We start from the raw sequence: 834 nt of genomic DNA, 5'->3' as shown, positions 1-834 counted from the left end.
TGTTGATCAGGATGATCTCCTGCGCTTCGTCGCGCTGGTTCGGCTCGCCATGGCGCAAGCGGATCAGGTGCTTGGTGTAGTCGGCCTTGCCTTCTACGCGGCTGGCACCTTGAGCAACCATCACCGGCCGGAAGTGCTCCTTCTGCAGGCCGCGCAGGACCTCGATGGTCGAGATGTAGCTGTACCGCTCGGACCGGCTGGCGTGTTTGCCGGGGGCGAAGATGGACGGCGCAACCTGGCGCATCTGGTCTTCGGCCAAGCCGCTGTCCTGGCGCAGCACACGGGTGCCGTAGGCGAAGCGGGTGGTCAGCGTCGGGGTGGCGTGGAGAGTGTGCATGGTGGTCTCCTTCAGCGGGTGGCCGGGGCCTGGTCCATCTCGGCGACAAACGCCTGGCGTTCGCGCCGGGCCTCGGCTTCGGCCTTGCTGTCGAGGAAGTCGATCTCCTCGGCGGTGAAGACAAAGGTGTGCACGGTATGGCCGTCGGTGGCGACGTAGCTGTGGTTGTGCAGGTGGCCGACGACGTTGACGTGGCTGCCGCGGCCGAGGTACTTGGCGGCGTGTTCGGCCAGCGCACCCCACACCGTCCAGCGGATGGCCACTGGCGGGTCCTGCTTGTCCTTGCCCCGCCGGCGCTGGCTGAGCGCGGTCAGGGTGGCACGGGCCCGGGGGCCGTCGGAGGTCGGGAGGTGGTCGAGTTGCACCGGGCCGGCGAGGTGGGCATGGCGCTGGATGATCTGGACGGGGGACATGGTGGGCTCCTTCGTTGGAAGGCATCGCTGGTCACCCGGGCTGGGTGGCTTCTATAGCTGATCCCTTCATTCGGACCTTCCTCG

Annotated in this window: 2 protein-coding genes; both read right to left on the bottom strand. The window is 67.4% G+C overall.

Annotation, left to right across the window (positions count from 1 at the left end):
- Positions 1 to 337 (bottom strand): DUF932 domain-containing protein (locus VO99_RS27490; RefSeq protein WP_046116162.1); only part of this gene is annotated, 337 nt, incomplete at its 3' end.
- Positions 338 to 348: 11 nt separating this feature from the next.
- Entirely contained in the window at positions 349 to 750 is a 402-nt protein-coding gene (locus tag VO99_RS27485; protein WP_046116161.1) for a single-stranded DNA-binding protein, read from the bottom strand.
- Between the last annotated feature and the right edge of the window lie 84 nt (positions 751 to 834).

Origin of the sequence: Aquincola tertiaricarbonis, from assembly GCF_000969605.1 — a bacterium.
Classification (GTDB): domain Bacteria; phylum Pseudomonadota; class Gammaproteobacteria; order Burkholderiales; family Burkholderiaceae_C; genus Aquincola; species Aquincola tertiaricarbonis.
This window is presented reverse-complemented; position numbering and strand designations above follow the sequence as displayed.

Excerpts from the sequence above, each read along its gene's own strand:
- VO99_RS27485 (WP_046116161.1), bottom strand. The coding sequence starts at position 750 with ATGTCCCCCGTCCAGATCATCCAGCGCCATGCCCACCTCGCCGGCCCG.